The following is a 22,237-nucleotide window of genomic DNA, read 5'->3' as shown; positions in this document are numbered from 1 at the left end:
ATTCACGCTTCTTTTAATGAAAGGACCTCCAAAATTCACCTGTTTGGTCAATAATACTCATTACCTCTTTAAACGGTATCCTAAAGGTTGGAAATCCTGCAGAATATGGGGCGATTTCATAGGGGGAAAAATAGATATTTATAGACTCGTCACCGATAAAAAAAGGTTGATTAGCTTGTATCCCTTTATAGCTATTGGGGAAAACATAGGAATACTCGGAATCGCTTTTGATTTGTTTGCTAATAATCTCACTAATTGTTGTTACATATGGACTTTTTGGCATAAATAAATCCTTTAGGCTATACAAGGAACCTGTTTTGAGATTGATATGAGCATACTTTTTTACTGGCATTCCGTGGGCAGCACCAAAAGGGTAATTATAGCCGTGTATTTCTATAACCACTAAATTCCCTTTAAAAAACGTAATTTCAAAGTCCCCCAAATAATTGGAATCTAATTGATTATGGGATGGTATAGCCTTTACCCCAGAGAGCTCCTTTAATGCGGCATTTACACTTTCACTCTTTCCCATCCCCTGTATTTGAGGAAAATAAACCAAATAGTCCTTATTCGGCTTGTATTTCTGCTCTAATACTTTATATTGGTCGTTGAGGGGAATCACCGTATTTTGCTTCCAGATTATCTCACCTTTACTAGAAAGATACATAAGTCGAAAATCGATTTCACCTTTGATAAGTGTTTTCTCAAACTGCAATCTTCCGCTTCCATTCACAATGGGAAGATGCCCAGCTCGCTGACCTCTCTTATTTATAAAAAAGGTATTTTGATTATCGGAGGCTGAAGCAAAACCATCTGTAAATTTGCTAATCTCATTATAAATAAAACCTGTCAAAATACGCCCATCACCATCAGCAACAGCATATTTAGAACCAGCAAATGGTTTAGAGGGGTCAATCGCTTTACCAATCGAATAACGGTTTTCATCTAGATATTCTATTTGATTATAATTTGGTTTAATAATATAGCCGCCTGTCTGATCAATTAATCCATAATGCTCTTTATTATCCTCCGAAACATTGACTATGGCTCGACTATGAATAAAAGATTGGGCACTTGAAAACTTGGGCTCAATGGCAATCTTGCCTTGTTCGTCGATATAACCAAATTTTTCATTGGCACGTATCTGAAATGTCATCATCCCCTGGCCATAATTGCCGACAAAATAAAAAGGGTACGATTTTACTTCCTTCCCAGTAAGGTCAATTAAGGCAAATCTGCCTCCATTAGTTTTTACAACTGCCCTGCCATCTGTAAAATCACTGGCAGACTCATAGGTAAGGGGGATGACTTCTTTCCCTCGTTTATTTAAATATCCATACCTATACCAGCCATCTTTAGTATAATCAGCGATTAATGCCCGGCTTTGTTTGTAATCCCCTATATAGGAATAAGCTATTGAAGTAATCTCTTTTCCACTCTCATCAATCACTTTAAACCCCTGATGATCAATGACGGTGGCCCTCCCTTCTGAAAATGGGTGGATGGTATCATATTTTGGTTTCACAATAAAATATCCTGATGAATTGATGACACCCGCATGGTTCATTGCCCTTACGATTGCTAATCCATTATCCTGAAAATCGCCGCCATTTTCATAAATGGGTGGAAGAATGAATTTCCCCTTTTCATTGATATATCCCCATTTGTTCCCTCCAATTTCTTTTATTGAAGCTGGAAAAAGATAAACCGTTCTTTCATTTTCAAACATTAGAGCTCACCCATTTTATTTTTTTATATGTATATGAAAAATATGGGCTTTTGGTTTGTTCACTTTCCAATGGATGAAAAAAACAGCTATTTCCACAATAGCTGTTGATTAAGATGAATGCTCTTTCCCTCTGCTAAACTCAAGTGATAATCCGACGGCTACTTCGTTTGCCGCGATTTGCATATCGATAAACATTTCCTCCGTATAAGCATGATGAATAACTTCTTTATATTTTTTTTGAATTTCCGGGATGCGGACCTTTAAGGATGGTGTCAATTCCCCATCTTCCACTGTCCATTCCTTCCCGATGATAACCACTTTTTTCGGTTGTTCATACCGGGCAAATTGTTGGGTGAATCTGGCTACCTCTTTGGTTAAAAGAAGTTGTACTTCTTTTTCTTTCAGCAGCTGCTGGAAATCCCCTGAAAGCCCTTTCTTTTCTGCCCATGACAAGAGATTTTCTAAGTTTGGTGTAATCAAGGCTATCACATATTTTCTGTCCTGGCCGATTAAAACTGAATTATCAATATAGATACTTTGTGTAATGGCATTTTCCACTGGCTGAGGAGCGACATTTTTTCCGGTTGTCAGCACGATAATCCTTTTTTTCCGGTCAACAATTTTTAGAAAGCCTTCTTCATCAAACCTTCCAATATCACCCGTTAAAAACCATCCATCTTTAAATGCTTCATCTGTTGCCTTTTCATCCTTGTAATATCCCTTCATCACACTCGGGCCTTTTACCAGCACTTCTCCATCTGGAGCGATCTTAACCTCTAGGTTTGGCAGTGGCTTGCCAACCGTGCCAACCTTTGACCGATTCATTGGATTGCTGCATACAACTGGTGAGGTTTCTGTTAGCCCATAGCCTTCGAGTACTGGGATATCGACTGCCCAAAAAAACTTCCCGATTTCCGGATTAAGGGCACCTCCCCCAGAAATAAGTCCCCTGATTCTCCCCCCCAGTTTCTTTTTCACTTTGCTATAAACAAAAGCATTGGCGAATTTCCAGCTTTTCTTTATTTCTTTTGGCAAAAATCCATTTTTCATTGCATCATCAAAAGTTAACTTTAAATAATGGTCATATTTTTTTATGCCAATATTGATTGCCCAATTGAAAATTTTTCTTCTTAAGGGTGTGCCCGTTTCCACCATCTTTTGGGCTTGGGCATAGACTCTTTCAAAGAGAAGGGGAACGCTGACCAGCACTGTAGGCCGGACCTCTAAAAGATTTTCCTGGACCTTATTAATTCCTTCCGCATAGGCAATGGTTGCCCCAACAGATAGTGGCATAAATTGCCCGGCCATGCGCTCAAACACATGGGAGAGGGGCAAATGAGAAAGTAAAATATCATCTGGCCTTGCTTCTAGCACCCAGAATTGAATCCCTTCCACATTGGAAAGGATATTTCCATGGGTCAGCATAGCACCCTTTGGTTTACCGGTGGTTCCTGAAGTATAAATGATGGTAGCGAGGTCCCATCTTGATAAATCATTCCATCCTTCCTCCCAGTTATCGAAGGGATTGACGGATCCAATATAGGCTAAATGCTGCAAGGAAAATAGGGCTTCAGTTTCTTTGAAATTCTCCCTTGGAAAAATAATCGCTGTTGGAATGGGAGCTTTACCATTACGAAGGATTTTATTTAGATACTTTTCATCTTGAACAAAAATGAAAGCACATTCAGCGTTTTGCAAAATGTAATCTATTTGCTCCGGAGGCAGGGTGGAGTGAATCGGCACGCATACTGCCCCAAGACTCATGATAGCTAAATCTGCAACAGGCCAATAAGGATTGTTTTCTGATAAAATAGCTACCTTGTCATTTCGCTTTATTCCTAGATGAGCAAGTCCGGCTGCAATGTGTTTTACTTTTTCCCAAAAGGAATAATAGCTGATGCCTTGAAACCTCCCCTCTTTTTTCCATAAAAATGCGTGTTTCTCGGAAAATCGTTCGGCTGATTGGGATACCATTTCTACTAAATTTTTTGCCTTCATGTGACACCACCTCCCGAAAATTAACAATTAGGTTTATTAGAGTTGTTCTTTCACACTATATTGCCGTAATATGCTTTCTATTTTCATCGCTTTGCCGAGATCACCTTTAATTTTTAGCTTTCCAGTCATAAACGCCATCGTCCCATTTAGTTTTCCTAACAAAAATAAATGGAAGTTTGCTAGTGACATGATCAATCTACAATCAGCAGGTGTATCAGAGCCTTCCTGCACGGCGGCTTTTCCATTCTGAAAGTGGAGCTGGTAAACCCCTGACTCCTCCCCATCAATATCAAATTGATAGTTTGCATTAACCCCCTGAAAAGGAGCCGGATTTGCATTTAATAACTCTTCAATCTTTTTCATTAGACTTTCTAAAGAATACTCTTCTATTTTTTTCGACATTCCTGCGCCCTCCTTTAACACATATGAATTTTCCATAAATTCAGTATATTATCTTATTCACATGATACCAATACGTATTCGTATCAAACAACCAATATTTTTCGACATTTTTTCAACATGTAAAAAGTGTTAATTAAAAAGCTCTGTTAAACTTAGTTGTTGATTTACACTCCAGGCGCTTCGCTTTCCGCGGGCGTGCCGGGGAGCCTCCTCGGCGCTTTGGCGCCTGCGGGGTCTCCCCTGCCCCGTACTCCCGCAGGAGTCTCGCGCCTTCCGCTCCAATCAACAGTGTTAAAAGTCAACAATGCCCTTAAACAATGCCTATTAAAAAGAAAAAGACAAAGGGGACGACGACTTCCCGTTTGTCTTTTGAAATGATTATAATGGCTCTTTAATTTTGTATTTACGGAGAATGCTTTCAATTTTCATTCCCGTGCTGATGTCACCCTTTGCTTTTACCTTACCAGTCAATAAAGCCATGGTCCCACTTTGTTTTCCTAATAAAAACTTTTTGAAGTTATCATATGACAATGCCATGATAACATTTGGAGAAGCTTCGATGCCTTCCTTAATCGTTAATGTTCCATCATGGAAAAAATGTTGATAGGATCCTTCTGCCTCCCCGTGAATGTCATATTGAACAATGGCTTCAAAGCCCTTAATCGGGGCAGGATTTGCATTAAATATTTCCTCAATCCTAGTCATCAACTCTGGTAAAGTATATGCTTGAATTGCTTTTGCCATTTGTAAATCTCCTTTTATAAGTGTATATCCCTATAATACTAATACGTATTGGTATTATACAGTGAAGATTCTTTGAACTTTTTTGAAAAAAAAAAGCATCCGTTAATTGGCAAGATTAACGAATGCACTAATTACAATTCGGTTAAGGAGGCGGGCGAGGTCATCATAACTGACTCGTGTTCCTCCATCTACATTATAGTTCTGGACAACTACTTCATTTATAGCTCCAACCATCGCCTGCGAAACGAGCTGCATTTCAATCTCTGAAACAGTTGAGGGCAGCAGTCCTTGAACTGTCGTAAAAATAAGCTGGGCAAAGCGTCGGTGCGCATCGCTCCTTACTTTTTCAACTTCTTGGGATACACCGACTGATTCCACGAGCATTAAGCCTGCAACTTTAACATCCGAAAAGCAAATTTCGATATAACGCCGAATTCCAAAATAGGCTTTATAAGCATAGCGATTTTCTTGTTCACTCGCTTGTTTAACCTCACTTATAATTTCTGAGAATAGTACCTCAAAAAGTCCGGCCATCAAATTCTCTTTACTGGTGAAGTGTTGATAAAAGGTTGTTTTAGATACCCTTGCCATCTCGACTATATCTAGGACAGAGGTATTTTTAAAACCGGAGCTTGTGAATAATGATAGACCGGCATAAAGGATTTTATCTTTTGCCTCTTTTGGCATTTCCTCAACAAATAGCATTGTTCATCAGTCCAATCTCTTTCGTACGAAAACGTATAATTTAAATATTAAAAGATATTAATTCGTTTCACAAGATTCTTTTTTAAGGCTCTTTTCGTAACCTTTGTTGCTTTTAGAACTTTTTAAGAGTTATTTACAAAGTTTCTAGGCAATTTCCGCAAATGTTCTTACGAAAAGATGCCACGAGGAATCATGTTTTACGGGTTGATGAACTTATGCGAAAAACAACAATTCATTGCGAAAATAGCCTTTTTTAAAAGAAAAAGCAGCCTTCAAAATCAGCTGCCTAATTCTTAATGGCCAACATAATTTGCTTCAGGTATTAATTGTTTCCATTCATTATAGGAAATGATTGTTTCCCAGTGCCCTGTCATTTTGGCAATTCCGACAATCAAGATAAAGAGAGCGAAGAAGCCAACCGGCACGAACCATTTGTTAACTTTTTTATTCACTACCGTCATATTCAATGTATCTTTGATTGGACAGGCCTCCACACAGGACATGCAGGCTGTACAATTAAGAGAATTAACTGTTTTAACCTTATGAACCTTTAAACGCTGAGGGCAAACCTTTGTACACATTTCGCAGTTTGTACAGGTATCTTCATTTCTACGGATTTTGGTGATTCTAAGGATGCTGCCTAGCCCAATCATCGCACCGTATGGACAAAGAAACCGGCACCAGAAGTTCTTGAAGAACAGCGATAAGATAAAGATAACAATAATAAATTTTAAAGCGAATCCGCTGATATTCAAGAAAAACAAAAGCATTTTCACATCAGAAATTTTATTATAAGGATCATTTAAAAATGCCTTGGCGCTGTAGATTGGCATTGAAATAATCATATTTATAAAGAATAAGAGTAATAAATACTTTAGGGGAGTTAACAGCCAAACGAGCCACGTTGGCATTTCGAAATTCCTCTTAAAAATCTTTTTACCGAGCCAGGCAGTCCCTTCACTGACCGTTCCCACAGGGCAAATCCAGCTGCAAAAGGATTTTCGAAAAATAATTCCTGTACCAACAAAGAAAGCAAATAAAACGAGACCGGCCGGATGGATTTGATCAAACTCCCCGCTCGTCAACCATACCTTTAAGGCAACTAGCGCACTGATTGGAAGAAATCCCTCAACAGCCGATGGTCTTTCCACAAAAGGGGTTTTTCCAAGCGTCTCAAAGTGCATATAAAATTGATAGAAAGTAAGACCTACATATAGTAAAAACAAAAGAAACACAGCCTGAACGGCATATCTAGTAATTTGAACAGGCTTCCGCTTCAGTTGTTTCTTATAACAAGCTTTTGATTTCATCACCATTCCTCCATTCCTAATACTTTTACTATAAGAAACTGGAAAAACAGGGTATGTGATATAAATCATCGCTTAGATTCATTTCATAAAGATGTCACATTGCCATCTAAATTTTGTCAAAAACTTTTAGATGAAAGCGTCCATTAATATAATTAAGAAGGGGAAATCAAATTAGAAAAAGCTGCTTAAACTTAATAGCCAGAGGATGACGTTCTCCTCTGGCACTTTTTATTTTTCTGAAGCAAAAATAATATTATTTTGTTTTCGGGCCTCTTCTGTTATGCGAAGAACTATTTTGCTCCATTTTTTAAACTTCTCATATTCTGTTACATTATTTGTTCTGATTATCTTAGCGATATTACTACATTCATAAACCATATTATGTTCCTCTTGCTTGACACTCAGGATTTGACTTTCTTTCGAGTGACTATCAATGAATTTTATTTCTGAAATAGGGGCAGTGTCTTCGAGGATAAACGTTCCTTTTTCTCCATGAATTTCACAAGGTAGAACGGAATCGGAAATTTTTGAACACAGAATCGTACAAACAAAGTCATCGTACTTTAAGATAAGCGTGCCGCTTCCATCTACACCGCTCCTTAATAGAACTGGGTGATACGTGACAGATTCTGGTTCCCCAAAAAGCCCCACTGCTAAATAAAGTGGATAGACCCCTAAATCAACGAGAGCACCTCCAGAGAATTTTGCAGAAAATATATTTGGCTCCTCACCCTGGAGAAACAAATCATACCGAGAAGAGTATTTGATATAGGGCAATACGGTGCTTCTTAATGGTCCAGCTAGATGAAGGTTATCTTTTAGGATTTGAAAATTCGGCGTATGCATATTGCGGATTGCCTCAAATAAATACACACCATTCTCCTCAGCAACCCGGTAAGCTTCTTCAATCTCAGCCGAGTTTGAAAAAATCGGTTTTTCACAAATGACATGCTTTTTATTTTTCAAAAAAACAAGTGTCTGTTCGAAATGAACAGAATTTGGTGAAGCGATATAAACAGCCTCTATTTCCTCACTTTTCGCCATTTCTTCTAAATCTGTAAAATATTTTGGTGCATGATATGTATCAGCAAATTCTTTCGCTTTTTCTACTGTCCTGGAAAGGACTCCGGCTAACTGCATTTGACCGCTTAGCTTCGCTGCCTGAATAAAGGCTTCTGTAATCCATCCAGTTCCGACTGTTCCAAAATTAATCATTTTTTGACTCCTTCTGTTGATTACTTATAAAACACCATTTTAGCCTTTTTTTCTCCTGCTTTCCATTTTGAACTAAAAAAACTCCAAATCAGGATGTTTTGTTCATGAATTGATGGGAACAATGGAAAATTATCAATATTTATGGTATTTATAATTAATAGATAAGATGAAAGAGGTTGAAATGGGTGGACAATCAAACATCAAATTTTATAAAAGATATTATGATAAAAGATTTGGAATCAGGTAAACACAACAAAATCGTTACTCGTTTCCCGCCAGAGCCAAATGGATATCTACATATTGGGCATGCGAAATCGATCTTCATTAATTTTGGCTTAGCAGATGATTTTAACGGTAAAACCAATTTACGATTCGATGACACAAATCCATTAAAAGAAGATATCGAGTTCGTCAATTCCATTAAAGAGGATGTCAAATGGCTGGGCTTCGACTGGGATGACTTATTATTTGCGTCTGATTATTTCGAGGAAATGTACAAGCGGGCCGTTCTTCTCATCAATAAAGGCTTAGCCTATGTAGATGATCTTTCCGCTGACGAAATTCGCGAGTACCGCGGTACATTAACAGAGCCCGGAAAGAACAGCCCTTATCGCGATCGTTCAATTGAAGAAAACCTTGATTTATTTGAGCGGATGCGAAACGGTGAATTTGAAAATGGTCAAAAAGTACTGCGGGCCAAAATCAATATGTCTTCTCCAAATATTAATTTGCGTGACCCTGTCATTTACCGAATCGCACATGCTACACACCATAACACAGGCGATAAATGGTGCATTTATCCGATGTATGCCTTTGCCCATCCGCTTGAGGATGCCATTGAAGGAGTAACTCACTCGATCTGTACAATTGAATTCGAAGATCAGCGTCCGCTTTATAATTGGGTTGTCGAACAATGTGAAATGGAGAACACGCCGCAGCAAATCGAATTTGGCCGCTTAAATATTACGAATACGGTTATGAGTAAGCGTAAGCTCAAGCAGCTTGTCGATGAAGGGTTTGTAGATGGCTGGGATGATCCCCGCATGCCAACCATTTCTGGAATGAGAAGAAAAGGTTTTACTCCCGAATCCATTCGTGAATTTGTTCGTGAAACTGCCATTTCAAAAAACAACTCTATGGTCGATGTTCAAATGCTCGAGCATTTTGTCCGGGAGGATTTGAAATTAAAAGCGCCTCGTACAATGGGCATAATTGATCCATTAAAGGTAGTCATTACAAATTATCCTGAAGGACAAATTGAATTGCTTGATGCGGAAATCAATCCTGAGGTTCCAGAAATGGGCATGAGAAAAATCCCATTCTCACGTGAAATTTACATCGAGCGAGACGATTTTATGGAAGACCCGCCAAAGAAGTATTTCCGGCTGTTCCCAGGTAACGAAGTCCGCCTCAAACATGCGTATTTCATTAAATGCGAGGAAGTCATTAAGGATGCAAGTGGTAAGGTTATTGAAATTCGCTGTACCTATGACCAGCAAACGAAAAGCGGTACAGGCTTTACAGGCAGGAAAGTAAAGGGAACAATCCACTGGGTGGAAGCAACTCATGCCGTTCCTGCTGAATTCCGCTTATATGAACCGCTTATTATGGATGAATCCGAGAATGAAGGCGAAGAAGGAAAAACATTCCTAGATCATGTCAATTCCAATTCACTTGAGGTACACCAAGGTTTTGTTGAGCCAAATATGAAGGAATGCAGACCGCACGATAAGTTCCAATTCTTTAGACACGGTTACTTTAATGTCGATCCAAAAGACACCACAGTAGATAAACTCGTCTTTAACCGGATTGTTTCCTTGAAAAGTTCATTTAAAATATAAGAAAAGAGGGTGCAGGCACCCTCTTTTCTTATTCTTTTATTGAAACTGGAATTTCTAAAATAATTTTGGTTCCTGCGCCCGGGGCAGTATTAATTGAAAGTTCACCGCCAACGGACCGTGCTCGTTCATCCATGCTGAACAAGCCGACGCCTGGCGACTGCTTTTTTAAGTCAAAGCCTTTCCCCATATCTTCAATCATCACCCTGACAATATCGTCCATTTCTCTTACGGTGACTTTAGCATTGTCAACATCCGCATATTTTCGGACATTTGTTAACGCCTCCTGAATAATGCGATAAATAGTCAACTCAATGTTAATGGTAAGCCTGCGGTGTAATACGCATTCAAAAAATACATCAATATTATAATGGTCTGAAAAACGGGATAAAAAAGAACGAATGGCCGGTACTAACCCTAGGTCATCTAAAACAGATGGGCGAAGTTCCCATGAAATCTCTCGAATTTCTTCAATTAATTGGGTCGCTTCTGTTTGCATTTGATCCAGCAGCGGATGATCCATTTCGGAAAGCAAACGATTAATCGTAATTAAATGACTGTATAGATTTTGTCCGATTCCATCATGTAAATTTCGTGATAATCGCTTTCTTTCTTCTTCTTGAACATCGATGATCGTGGTCATCATTCTTTGTAATTCCTGCTCTACACGTTTTCTCTCGGTAATTTCATAGCGAATCGATAAGTATTGATAAGGCTTATTCTTTTCGTTTAAAAAAGGAACAATCGTGGTATCCATCCAATAGAATGTTCCATCCTTCGCCTTATTACGTATCTCTCCCTTCCAAACCATTCCATTACCAATTGTTCTCCACATTTCTTTAAAAAAGGCCTTGGAATGATAACCAGAATTAATAATCCGATGGTCTTGTCCCAGCAGCTCTTCCCGAGTGTATCTAGAAATATAACAAAATTGGTCATTTACATATGTAATAATGCCCCGTGAATCCGTAATCGCTACAATCGAAGATGCATCCAAGGCAAATTTATAGTCCATCAGTTCATTTTTCGTCAGCTGAAATTCTCTTTCCATTTCCAACCCCCTGCATCAAAGAATAATATGAGCTTTTAATAGGTGTTCCAGGGTATGGGCAGATTCATCTACCAACTTCTGCTCGGTTTCGGTAAATGTGTAGGCTTCCCTTTTCCCAACAAGCAAAACACCTTTCGGAACACCATTAAAAAATAAAGGAACGGCATAGGAGGAAATGAGATTTTCAGCCAGCATAATAGGATGATCAGTCACTTTTCCAATGATTTCATTTGGGAAATTTTCCAGGATCATCGGACTCCCGCTTGAAATGATTTTTCCGGCAACCCCTTTCCCGAATCGGACCGTTATTCTTTTATATTTATCATTTAAATTGCCAGCTGCATAATGCCATCTGACATCAGGGCCGGAAACATTTTGGAGGGCAAGCCCAACAAAATCACAGCTGACTAAAGTTTTTAGTTGGTTGCAAATCTCAATTACAGCTGGGTGTTCATTTAACTCTGTCATCCCTTATGATTCTCCTTAAATACCATAACCTAATAACCCCTTTTTAACGGCATATTCAACCAACTCAGGCCGGGTTTTCATTTGCAATTTTTCCATTAAGTTTCCTTTATGGGTTTCAACCGTTTTGACACTAATGACAAGCTGCTCGGCAATTTCCTTGTTCGAATATCCTTTAGCGATTAGGGTTAACACTTCTTTTTCACGTTCAGATAAGAGATTGTATGTGTCATTGCCATCATGTTTCACACCAGCTAAGTATTCTTCCATTAATCGCTTTTGGGCCGAAGGATGAAGATAGGCATCTCCTTTTGCAACAGACTCAATGGCTGACATTAATTCATCATGGGGAGCGCTTTTTAAAATACACCCGGCTGCTCCGCCTTGAATGGCACGAAACAAGTATTCTTCATCATCATGCATTGTCAAAATCAATATATTTACTTCTGGCATGAGTTTTTTTAATTCAGTAGTAGCTGTCAGTCCATCCTTACCATGGGGCATGCTTAAGTCCATCACAACAACATTAGGCTTAAGTTTTTGTGCTTTTTTGATTCCTTCATTACCTTCGGATGCCTCACCGACTACCTCTATTTCGGGATTTGTATTTAACAGCATTTTTAAACCGCTTCTCACAACAGCATGATCATCAACCAACAGAATTTTTATCAAAATAAGCTCCCCTTTAGAGACTAATTAAAATGGAAGAGAAATTTGTATAGATGTACCTTCTCCTATTTTAGAGGAAATCGTAAACTCTCCGCCAGTCAGATACATCCTTTCTTTCATCGCCGCAAGACCTGATGAAGAGGTATGATCCTTCGGTTCTACTGGTTGAAATCCTTTGCCGAAATCATGAATGTTAATCTTTAACTCATTCTCATTCCAATAAAAATTCATTTTTACCTCAGAGGTATCTGCATACTTCGCAATATTTACAAGTGCTTCTTGGCATACCCGAAATACTGCAATCCTCTTTCTTTCTGGAATCGGCCTTTCATCACCATCTGATTCTAAATCAACTAGAATACCAAAGGTAGAGGTATATAACTTAATATAGTTTTTCACTGCAGGAAGTAAACCAAGTGTTGTTAGGGCAGGCGGATGTAATTCAACGGAAAGCAGCCTAATTTCTTGGATTGTCTTTTCGATCAACAAGGACATTTCGCGAAGGTGATTTTTCATATGCGGCTCTTTTATGCCTGTTTCAACAAATTGCAAGCCTGTTAATATGCTATACAGGTTTTGTCCGACCCCTTCGTGAAGCTCAAGAGCAATCCTTTTTATTTCTTCCTCTTGTGAATCAATAATGTATGAGCTAATTTGCTGCTTTGAACTTATTAAATCCATTTTACTCCCCTCCCTTTGCCTTGCCTGCTAGAAACCATCCTAATACATTAATAAAAAGGCGGTGTGAGCAGAGCTAAACTGAACTAATCCAATAATAGGGCCAAATATGTTTCTAAGATCTTGCTGGTTAAGTCAAAAAATATTTGCGACGCTCCGCCCCTTTTCCTTTTAGACCTGAACCTTTCTTACTGAATAAGTTAAGCCGCTATCTGGATCAAACGCTTCCCACCGATTTTCTGATTGACTTACTCGGCTCGTAAGCGGTGCGGCTAGAAAATAAAAGTCATCAAAATAAAAACGGATATGAGTACGATCCGGACAATATTGAACTTTTTTTACTGTTTTCTTAACCGAGGGGGCCCGTTCTCCGCCCTCTTCATCTTGGATTGCAATTTCAACCGGCACACCGACAAACCGCTCTACATCTTCTAATTTAATGAGTTCCACAGCTATTGCATCCTCTCTTTACAGGATAAATGAACATTTTGTAGCCTTGCAGATACTCCCAAAATTTATCTTCGGCATGTTCCTCCAGGAAATGAATTGTTTCTTCCTCAGAAATCCAATCGCTCATTCCTTTTATTTCAGCAACGACCATTTCAGCACCATCGATTGTTTTTTCTTCTAGAAACCAATTTAAGCGTTTTTTAGCAAACGTGGTTTTTAAAAGACTATCAATCTCTGCAGCAAATCCGCCTGCTCCCGCCCGCATAAAACAAAAATCGATATAGGTTTCGCTAGTCATTGACATTCACACCTTTTTTATAGATAAGGAAGGCTATTGGAAATAGAATCACATTGATAACTGCAGCAATAATCGTGTTTGTATAATGTTCATAAAAATATTGATGTACCATGTATTGCGTAAAAATAATGTTTAGCATCAGTACGGCCAGAAGCAGAATAACAGGTACGTAACTACGCTTCATAACGCTTCACCCCCACGGCATAAACAGCACCGTTTTCAACTTTCACATGGATTTCTGGAAGTGGACGTCTTGGAGGTCCGGCAATTGGTGCACCCGTTTCTACATCAAATTTCCCGTGATGGCACGGGCAAAGCATTTCTCCCTCGTCTTTTTTCCAGAAAACAGGACATCGAAGATGAGTACAGGCATTTTGATAAGCAACATATTTATTTTCTGAAAGTCTTATTAAGATGGCGCTATCGTGCTCACCGGGGAAAGCAAAGTCAACAGCATCGCCAATCGCGATGGATTTTACCGCAGTAATCTTATGCTTGGGATATTTTTTGTCACCTAAGCCTGCAAGTTCCTTCGCCGCCATTGCTCCCCAAGGTAGAGAGGAAACGGCGAATACGCCGGCAGCCCCGACAAGGGTCTTCATAAATCCTCGTCGGTCGAGTTTTCGTTCATTATTGCGGTTTATATTATGTGTATAATTATCTTCATCAAACGGGATTTTATTATTTTTATATGCCATGTCTAATCCCTCCTAAAACAACTTTGTGACACCCTGCAGGATTCCAGGGAGATTCACTTTTACATTTGTATCGCCTTCTAAATAAGGCATGCTTGTAACCCATTTACCATTATCAAGAGTAAAATGCTTTTGCTTTGCTTCAATTTCTTCATCTGTCAACCACTGAAGCGTATTTGATGGACAAACGCTTGCACACATCGGCGGGATTCCATCTTTAGAACGATCGATACAAAGGTCGCACTTATACATTAAATTTTGCTCAGTATCAAATTTCGGTATTCCATATGGACAGGCAATCGTACAGTTTTGGCAGCCAATGCATTTTTCTACAAGAGCAGATAAGACAGCTCCTGTTTCATGAATTTGAATCGCTTGAGCCGGACAGCTTCTCGCACATGCAGGATTCACACAGTGAAGGCACATAAGAGGCATCGTTTGACGGTTAACAAGCGGGTTAACGTCGTAAACATAGTTACGGTTGCGCTGCTCATGTCCCCCGCACTGTGTGCAAGCTGCTAAACAAGAGCGGCAGCCTATACAGTTTTCTAGTTCTAAATAAAGCCTCTTCTTCATTTACTGCACCTTCTTCATGTCTAGTTTTTCTATCTGTGCTGCACAAGCCTTGAACTCAGGCATCCGTGACATTGGATCAAGTGCGGCAATGGTTAAGAGATTAATAGATTTTTCGTGACCAAAGTGATATGGAACAAATACTGTATCTTTACGAATCGCTTCGGTGATTTTCACTTTATATTCCGCTTCGCCTCGGCGGGTAAAAAGTCGGACATATTCTTCATGTTCAATGTTATATTTTGCAGCTGTTTCAGGGTGAACTTCTACATACGGTTCTGGGCACATATCGCGTAAAAATTGGATTCTTCTTGTTTGATTTCCTGATAAATAGTGGAAAACGACACGGCCAGTTGTTAAACGTAACGGAAATTCGCCATCCGGTTCTTCAGCAGGCGGACGATAAGGTAAAGCACAGATTTTTGCCTTTCCATCTGGATGATAGAATTTTTTATCTAGGAACATATGTGGAGTTCCAGGATCATCTTCATCTTTACATGGCCAGAATACGCCATCCTGCTCGTCGATTTTATCCCATGTTGCTCCGTAGTAGTCTGCATAACCGCCTTTTGATGCGAGACGGAATTCGTCGGCAACGTCTCTTGCTGTTTTTAAATGAGAGAAATATTTCCCTCTTCCAAGCTTTTCAGCTAGCTCAGCTTGAATTTGCCAATCTGGTTTTGACTCGCCAAGCGGCTCTTGTGCTTTATTGATTTTAATAATCCGTCCTTCAAGATTTGTAACTGTTCCCTCATCTTCAGACCATGTAACTGTAGGAAGAATCACATCTGCAAACTCAGCTGATTCTGAAAGATAGAAATCAGCACAAACCATAAAATCTAATCCTTTTAAGGCTTTACGGACAAAGTTTTGATTTGGAGCAGATACAGCTGGGTTAGAACAAAGCAAATATAAACCGCGAATTGTCTTTTCTTCCATCAATTCAAACATTTCATAAGCTGAAACACCTGGCTGAGGCATTTCTTCTGGAGTAATTCCCCAAACCTTACATACCTCTTCAACATGCTTTGGATTGGTTATTTTACGGTAGCCTGGAAGCAGGTCTGATTTTTGACCATGCTCACGGCCGCCTTGGCCATTTCCTTGACCAGTGAAGGTAGCGACACCAGCTTTTGGACGACCAATTTTTCCAGTCACAAGCGCCATGTTGGTGTAACCAGAAACGTTGTCGACTCCTTTATGCTGCTGTTCAATACCACGGGCGAACATGACGACCGCATTTGGTGCTTTTCCGTAAATTTCGGCTGCACGGATGATTTTTTCTGGTGCAACGCCCGTTATTTGGCTTGTATATTCAGGAGTAAATTCTTTTACTAATTCCTTAGTTTCTTCAAAACCGTTTGTATGATTTTTAATAAATTCCTCATCGGCATAGCCGTTTTCAATGAGTAAATTTAGGATTCCATTTGCAAGCGCCAAGTCTGTTCCAGGTCTTAAATCTAAATGAACGTCTGCTCTTCTAGCAATTGGCGTTTCGCGAGGGTCAGCAACGATTAAGTAGCCTCCTCTTTCTTGTACATGCCAAACGCGGAACATGGAGGTTGGGTGACATTCAGCCGTGTTGCTTCCCGCGATGAATAAGCAATCTGTTTCATGGATATCTGTCCAAGGCAATGTTGATCCACGGTCTACACCGAAAGAGCGAAGGAAGCCGCCGGCTGCACTCGACATACAGAAACGGCCATTATAATCAATATAACGAGTTTGCAAAGCTACCCGAGCAAACTTTCCAGTTAAATAACACTTTTCATTTGTCATCGATACACCGCTGAAAACTGATAATGTATCTTTACCGTAGTTCGCTTGTAACTCAGAAAACTTTTTCGCAATCAGATCATATGCCTCTTCCCACGTTGCTTCACGGAAGCCTTCCTGAGTTCCTTTTAGGGAAGCATCGTCGCGGATTAATGGTTTTAAAATACGATCTGGGTGATTCGTTTGCTGATAAGCGGTAACCCCTTTTGGACACATTTTTCCGACTGTTACCGGCCAGTCATAACGTGGCTCAACACCAATTATTTTGTTTGTTTTTGTATTAACCCGTAAATTCATCCCACATTGCATGCCGCAATAAGCACAGTGTGTTTTGATAAGAGTTTCATTTGGATGACATACATTTTCGATTTCTTTAAAAAATTTATCTCTAATCTTAACCTCTTGCATTTTGATTTGCCTCCTTAACCTTAACTTGATGCGTAGCGAAGCCTGAGAATCTTGCAATGCGGTATTTTCTGCGGCATGGCAGGCACAATTCAGCAAGATTAAAGCCGTCCTTCATATTAAATTCCATTTCATTAGTGCTTAACACTTGAATAACATCGTTTGATTGTTCTACAGATACAAAATGATCGCCGCACACTTTACACTTTTTCATTTCTTGTTCACCATAATGTTCGCGGTAGTTTCTTGCAAAAATACTCATTGGACGGAAAGGAATATGTGCAAGCTTTCCGAATGGTAAGTAGATTAGCGTTACAATGACTGAAAATTGGTGGATCAGCGACATTTGCGGCTGCATCCAGCCGTGTAAAAATACGTTTTGGACAGTTAACAGAAGTCCAGTAACAGAAATAATCAATAATAAGTAAAGCGGTAAGAAGTCGTACATAAATTTCTGTTCTGCTCTTGCCTGCATATTTTTCAAGCGGCGGCGAAGCGCCATGCAGACCCCAGCTGTAACCATAATGGCTGCAATGTTAAGTGCATTGTAGGAGAAGAAGGCGATAATTCCTTCTGCTGGAACCTTCATGACATTCATTCCAAAAAGGACGATTGTATAGTAGCCGTTTTCTTCCATCGTAAAATACATCCAGCTAAACACTAGTGGGAAAGTAACTAAACAAGCCAGCACACATCCCCAGCCGATTAAAATATGCTGTACCCAGCGATAAAGGCCGCGGTTGCGAATGAAATCGTAAATCGCTAAGTGGTTAACAGCTGTTTTTGGGGTGCTTTTTCTAAATAAAAGCTTTAAGCCTTTTTTGATCATGATTTTTGTTGGCGGTCTTTCGCCCCAAGCGATAAAGCGGTAGAAAAAACCACCAAGGAATACAATCGTTCCGACCATGTATCCGTAAAGGTTTAAATCAATATGTGTAAACATTCTTGTTCCGATAAACACTAAAATGGCAATTCCCGCGACAGTTAAAAACATGGATTTGGCAAAATGAGATGCAAATGCATCATTTACATTTCTTGCCGGCTTTTTAGTCGTTGTAGCTGAAATAGTTGACTGCATTTTCTTGATCCTCCTCAAAAAAAATAACACTTCCGTTTTCTTAAGCTAATTGTAAGAAAAACGGCAGTGTTATCTATATAGGGGAACTCCCCCATCATGGGAGGAAAAAACCCCTAGATATTTTGTTTTTGACAAAGTTCTGTCACAAACTAAGTATGAAGGTATTTTTTTCGCCAAGAATACAAAAGTAAAAGCAAACCAATGACGATTTGCATGGTAAAAATGACTGCATCCCAAAAAGAAAACGAGGCAGCTCCTTCCAAGAATCCTGGGAGAACTTTCTTAATAGCAAACAATAATTGCGGGATATAAAAAGTAAAATATAAGGCCACTGTCAGGACTACACCAATAAAATAGATTATGGAATAAGTAAAAACAGTTTTTCTTTCACTTTCATAAATAACATCATCACTTAAATAGCATTTTTGAAATGAAAGCCATTTTTTAAGAACCTGCTGGGCATTTTCCATGAGGTTATAACAGCCCGATACATTTTCAAAAATGTAATACAAATCTGTTTTCATGTACACGCAGCATTGGTACACTATGCGAATAAATGTATCTAAAACGACTACATTCATGATGTTCAGGAAAATACCTGATCCACTTGGAAAATTCAATTGGCAAATTAAAGCCAATGAAAGAATAACCGTGTCAAAACAAAGCCCCGCTACATATAAAACATTCCGTTCCTTTGAAGGCAGCTTCCATACTGCAGCCATATCAGTCTCAAGAACAACAAGAAATAACCGGTGACCTACTTCTAATTTGGTTGGGAGATTTTGCGCCCTCATTGCTAATACATGGCCGAATTCATGGGCTAACACAAGAATAAACGTTATGAGCATCCAAGCTGGAATATTAAACATCATGTAATCAAAAATAAAAAGGTCCTTATAATCTGGAAATAAATTCGGATGGGAAATGAATAAGTAAATATTTGAGACGAAAAGTGCACTATAAATTAATAGTGCTATTTTATTAAAGAAGAATTTTCCTAGTAATGGAGATATCCACAAAAAGCCAAGGCTTTCCTTTAGCTTTTCATTTACCTCAATCTTTATGCCATCAATTTCATTGATCAATTCTAATTCCAAAAGCTGCTTTGCAAAATCCACAAGATCAATCTTTTCAGATGGATATTTATCTTTTAGGAATCCTTCAATTACGCTAAGCTGTTCATTTTGATTAATTAAATTAATTGCATCAATACATACTTCCGGCATTTCATAAAACTCACCAGAAACTTTATCTTCAACAATATAATGTTTTTTATCCTTGCGAATTTCGTGCGGGACTAAAGAAAGATATGAATCGAGTGAAAGGCCCATATCAACACCCTTTAACATTATTTATAAAAAAAGGATGCTTTATTAGTTTCGTAAGCATCCCAATCCTCATTATTAATTAATCCAGAGACACCACCAACAAGAAACTTTAACTTTGTTAAGTTTACGAATTTTCATATTTCCACCTCCTTCCTAACTAATTTATTACATTTAAGCTTTCATAATTTTCTTCTATTTTTTTATTGGAACTATCATGAATTGCAATCCATGATGGGTAAATCAATTTGAATTTCTCAACTAAATTCGGATCAAATTGAGTACCCTTACCTTCTAAAATCCGTTTATAAGCTTCTTCAACAGGTAAAGCGGCTCTGTATGACCTTGTTGAGGTCATTGCATCAAAGGCATCTGCAATAGCCGCAATTCGAGCGAGAAAAGGGATTTCCTCGCCTTTTAATTGGTCTGGGTAACCATTGCCATCCCAGCGCTCGTGATGAGAGCGGATGACGTCGATATTATTTTGAAATCTAACTACTTTTGAAACCGCCTCTGCACCAACCACTGTATGTGACTTGATTGTTTCATATTCTTCACTACTCAGTTTTCCTGATTTCATTAATATTTGGTCTGGGATATGAATCTTTCCGATATCATGAAGTAAGCAAGCATAGTTAAAATCTTTAAGCTCTTCAGAAGTAAATTCCCCACTCATTTTAGCTAATTCAAGTGCATAGCTAGCGACACGTTCACTATGTCCTCTAGTATAAGGATCTTTTAATTCTAAGGTTGCAATTACCCCTTTAACAATGCCCACTAATTGTTGATCATAGGAAGTTTTAATTGCTTTTACATAAGATTGAAATCTATTAAGAATGATGAATGAAAAAATCCATAAAACGGCTAAAAGTAATAAAGCTGACAAAACATCAGGAGATTGTAGAATTAATCCAACAAGAATATACTTTAATAATAAGCCGATTGAAACGATTTTAAAGAAAGTATTGCTTACAAATATTGGAGATAATAATAACCAAAGGATTTCTACAGCATTACCACTTTTGTATGGAACGTTTTTACCATAGAAGGAAATAATATCATTAATAAATGTCAAAGTAGTGTAAGAAATAAAATAAATATATTTTATTTGATGTTGTTTTTGGTGTTTATATAAATAACGAGCAACTGGAATTAGCGCAAACATAAATAGATAAATCCAATAACCTAGTACATCTGGAGTATTGGATTTTAAATTAGGATTATAATCTGAAATAATTTTATAAAACAAATCATAGGCAATGGAAATAATATAAAATAAAACTATAAACCACTTTATTGTCCGACCTTCTTCATTTCTTATATTTGGATCTATTATTTTCGTTTTCATTTGCTTACCTCACGTTAGAAATAAAAGCTCTCAGTCTTATTAATTTGACAAAAAAATTAGTAGTTTTCAAAAAGTGATACAAATATCCCGAAAAATACGAAAATTACACAAATTACTACACTTTTCTACATTATAAATCATTTGTTAAATGAGAAATAGAGAAAACTAGGATGATTTGTGAATAAAAAAGAAGTATTTTTTGTTATAGTGAATTATTAGCTTTGATTAATAGGTAAAATGACTTCGACTATTGTACCTTGTTTAAGGACACTGTTGATGTTTAGTTCACCATTGTGATCTTTAATAATATGATTAGTGACCATTAAACCAAGTCCTGTTCCATCCTTTTTCGTGGTAAAGAAAGGTTCCCCTAGATTTAGAATAATCTCATCTGAGATTCCATATCCTTCATCCTCTATTGAGATATTAAGTCTGAGGTTTTCTATAATTTTAACTTGGATTTTTATCCTGCCACCATCTGGCATTGATTCTATTGCATTTTTTATCAAGTTGATAAAAACCTGCTTCAATTGCTTTTCATCGCAATATATGGGTGGTAAAGGACCAGCCATTTTGGTTTCTACTTTTATATTTTGCCTTTCAGCCAGTTGCTGCGTAATGGATAGTGTGTAAGCAATAATCTCTTCAATACTTTGTTTTTCAAAGTTAAGAGCACGTGGTTTTCCTAAATACAACAAATCATCGACAATTGAATTAATCCGGTCAATTTCCTGAATCATAATAGGATGAAATTCATTAGTATTTGGGTATCGTTCCTGCTGCAACTGTGTAAATCCTTTTAATGCAGACAAAGGATTGCGAATTTCGTGACCTATTGCGGCAGCCATTTGACCTATTACTGCCAGCTTCTCCTTCTGGCGCAACTCTTCATATGCACTTGTCAATGAAAGAATATAAGAGTAAAACCGATTTAATAAAATATAAGCAATCGCTGATAAAACTATATAAGATATTATTGGAAACAATAGATTTAAGTCTCGTAAAGTTAAACCTAGCAATACATCTTTTCCTATAAAACCTAACAAAACAACCCAAAAATATTTTTTATTAACAAAAATAGGGGAAAAAAGTATAAATAATAGTTCGACAATATTGCCAGTAGCAAAATCCTTAGTTGTCCCTAAATATCTCATTAAGTTATCTATTAAGTCTATACACAGGTAGCTATATATGTATAAATATTTAATTTTGTAAATACTTCCCCTTTTAATAAGGAATATAGCTATAGAAAGAACTCCTAGAACCAATACATAAAGCCAAATTCCCATACCATCCCTTGCAATGCTCACAGCCTCGCCATTGGTATAGGCTCTAAAACCATAGTAGTAAATATCCCAAGAAAAAAATATTAAATTAAACAGCCACAAAAATAAAATTATCGCCTTTTTCTCTTCAAATATCAGTTTAGGACTCCTGATGCCTTCGTTCATGTTTGCTTCTCCCTCATTGAAGTTCTTTGAAAGA

General features: G+C 38.1%; 22 protein-coding genes. 1 reads left to right on the top strand and 21 read right to left on the bottom strand.

The features are described from left to right. Positions 1–13 precede the first annotated feature (13 nt). From PH210_RS15450 to PH210_RS15420, 7 genes are all read right to left on the bottom strand, one after another. Entirely contained in the window at positions 14–1,729 is a 1,716-nt protein-coding gene (locus PH210_RS15450; RefSeq protein ID WP_289986727.1) for a WG repeat-containing protein, read from the bottom strand. A 108-nt stretch (positions 1,730–1,837) separates the two neighbouring features. Next, positions 1,838–3,727: an AMP-dependent synthetase/ligase gene (locus tag PH210_RS15445; protein WP_289986726.1), complete on the bottom strand. Its 1,890-nt coding sequence runs from the start codon at positions 3,725–3,727 to the stop codon at positions 1,838–1,840. Between the two features lie 36 nt (positions 3,728–3,763). Further along, positions 3,764–4,129 (bottom strand): SCP2 sterol-binding domain-containing protein, encoded by a 366-nt coding sequence (locus tag PH210_RS15440; RefSeq protein WP_289986725.1) that lies wholly within the window; start codon positions 4,127–4,129, stop codon positions 3,764–3,766. A 378-nt stretch (positions 4,130–4,507) separates the two neighbouring features. Next, on the bottom strand, positions 4,508–4,873 hold the full coding sequence (locus tag PH210_RS15435; RefSeq protein ID WP_289986724.1) for an SCP2 sterol-binding domain-containing protein: 366 nt from the start codon (positions 4,871–4,873) through the stop codon (positions 4,508–4,510). A gap of 102 nt (positions 4,874–4,975) precedes the next feature. After that, positions 4,976–5,578: a TetR/AcrR family transcriptional regulator gene (locus tag PH210_RS15430; protein WP_289986722.1), complete on the bottom strand. Its 603-nt coding sequence runs from the start codon at positions 5,576–5,578 to the stop codon at positions 4,976–4,978. 293 nt (positions 5,579–5,871) lie between these two features. Then, on the bottom strand, positions 5,872–6,888 hold the full coding sequence (locus PH210_RS15425; protein WP_289986720.1) for a 4Fe-4S binding protein: 1,017 nt from the start codon (positions 6,886–6,888) through the stop codon (positions 5,872–5,874). A gap of 228 nt (positions 6,889–7,116) precedes the next feature. Then, complete coding sequence (locus PH210_RS15420; RefSeq protein WP_354669994.1) at positions 7,117–8,103, bottom strand: Gfo/Idh/MocA family protein; 987 nt, start codon at positions 8,101–8,103, stop codon at positions 7,117–7,119. Between the two features lie 185 nt (positions 8,104–8,288). Here PH210_RS15420 and PH210_RS15415 point away from each other — a divergent pair, with 185 nt between their 5' ends. Beyond that, entirely contained in the window at positions 8,289–9,944 is a 1,656-nt protein-coding gene (locus PH210_RS15415; RefSeq protein ID WP_289986719.1) for a glutamine--tRNA ligase/YqeY domain fusion protein, read from the top strand. 28 nt (positions 9,945–9,972) lie between these two features. Here the strand turns inward: PH210_RS15415 and PH210_RS15410 are convergent, their stop codons facing one another. The 14 genes from PH210_RS15410 to PH210_RS15345 all read right to left on the bottom strand — a co-directional run bounded on the left by PH210_RS15410 (position 9,973) and on the right by PH210_RS15345 (position 22,203). Next, positions 9,973–10,992 carry a PAS domain-containing sensor histidine kinase gene (locus PH210_RS15410; protein WP_289986718.1) on the bottom strand — a complete coding sequence of 340 codons (1,020 nt, stop codon included), beginning with the start codon at positions 10,990–10,992 and terminating at the stop codon, positions 9,973–9,975. A gap of 15 nt (positions 10,993–11,007) precedes the next feature. Further along, positions 11,008–11,460 (bottom strand): GAF domain-containing protein, encoded by a 453-nt coding sequence (locus tag PH210_RS15405; RefSeq protein WP_289986717.1) that lies wholly within the window; start codon positions 11,458–11,460, stop codon positions 11,008–11,010. Positions 11,461–11,475: 15 nt separating this feature from the next. Next, positions 11,476–12,129, bottom strand: coding sequence for a response regulator (locus PH210_RS15400; protein WP_289986716.1), 654 nt, complete (start codon positions 12,127–12,129; stop codon positions 11,476–11,478). 24 nt (positions 12,130–12,153) lie between these two features. After that, a complete protein-coding gene (locus tag PH210_RS15395) occupies positions 12,154–12,807 on the bottom strand; it encodes a sensor histidine kinase (RefSeq protein WP_289986715.1) in 654 nt (217 codons plus the stop codon). Positions 12,808–12,975: 168 nt separating this feature from the next. Beyond that, entirely contained in the window at positions 12,976–13,254 is a 279-nt protein-coding gene (locus PH210_RS15390; RefSeq protein WP_289986713.1) for a hypothetical protein, read from the bottom strand. Continuing rightward, positions 13,241–13,552, bottom strand: a complete 312-nt coding sequence (locus PH210_RS15385; protein WP_289986712.1) for a hypothetical protein — start codon at positions 13,550–13,552, stop codon at positions 13,241–13,243. The genes PH210_RS15390 and PH210_RS15385 overlap by 14 nt, the downstream gene beginning before the upstream one ends. Beyond that, positions 13,545–13,736 (bottom strand): hypothetical protein, encoded by a 192-nt coding sequence (locus PH210_RS15380; protein WP_223589616.1) that lies wholly within the window; start codon positions 13,734–13,736, stop codon positions 13,545–13,547. Before PH210_RS15380 ends, PH210_RS15385 begins: the two co-directional genes overlap by 8 nt. Further along, on the bottom strand, positions 13,726–14,250 hold the full coding sequence (locus PH210_RS15375; protein WP_289986711.1) for a Rieske (2Fe-2S) protein: 525 nt from the start codon (positions 14,248–14,250) through the stop codon (positions 13,726–13,728). Before PH210_RS15375 ends, PH210_RS15380 begins: the two co-directional genes overlap by 11 nt. A gap of 12 nt (positions 14,251–14,262) precedes the next feature. Beyond that, positions 14,263–14,823, bottom strand: a complete 561-nt coding sequence (locus PH210_RS15370; protein ID WP_289986709.1) for a 4Fe-4S dicluster domain-containing protein — start codon at positions 14,821–14,823, stop codon at positions 14,263–14,265. Further along, positions 14,824–17,004 (bottom strand): molybdopterin oxidoreductase family protein, encoded by a 2,181-nt coding sequence (locus tag PH210_RS15365; RefSeq protein WP_289986708.1) that lies wholly within the window; start codon positions 17,002–17,004, stop codon positions 14,824–14,826. Next, entirely contained in the window at positions 16,991–18,079 is a 1,089-nt protein-coding gene (locus PH210_RS15360) for a hypothetical protein (protein WP_289986706.1), read from the bottom strand. The genes PH210_RS15365 and PH210_RS15360 overlap by 14 nt, the downstream gene beginning before the upstream one ends. A 149-nt stretch (positions 18,080–18,228) precedes the next feature. Beyond that, the gene (locus tag PH210_RS15355; RefSeq protein ID WP_289986705.1) at positions 18,229–19,410 is read right to left on the bottom strand and encodes a hypothetical protein; all 1,182 of its coding nucleotides are present in this window, start codon (positions 19,408–19,410) and stop codon (positions 18,229–18,231) included. Positions 19,411–19,564: 154 nt separating this feature from the next. Further along, the gene (locus PH210_RS15350; RefSeq protein ID WP_289986703.1) at positions 19,565–20,752 is read right to left on the bottom strand and encodes an HD-GYP domain-containing protein; all 1,188 of its coding nucleotides are present in this window, start codon (positions 20,750–20,752) and stop codon (positions 19,565–19,567) included. Between the two features lie 215 nt (positions 20,753–20,967). Continuing rightward, on the bottom strand, positions 20,968–22,203 hold the full coding sequence (locus PH210_RS15345; protein ID WP_289986701.1) for an ATP-binding protein: 1,236 nt from the start codon (positions 22,201–22,203) through the stop codon (positions 20,968–20,970). Positions 22,204–22,237: the final 34 nt, after the last annotated feature.

Origin of the sequence: Paenibacillus sp. BSR1-1, assembly GCF_030403775.1 — a bacterium.
Taxonomy (GTDB): domain Bacteria; phylum Bacillota; class Bacilli; order Bacillales; family Cytobacillaceae; genus Neobacillus.
Note: the sequence above shows the minus strand (reverse complement) of the source record. Positions and strands in the feature narration are given on the sequence as shown.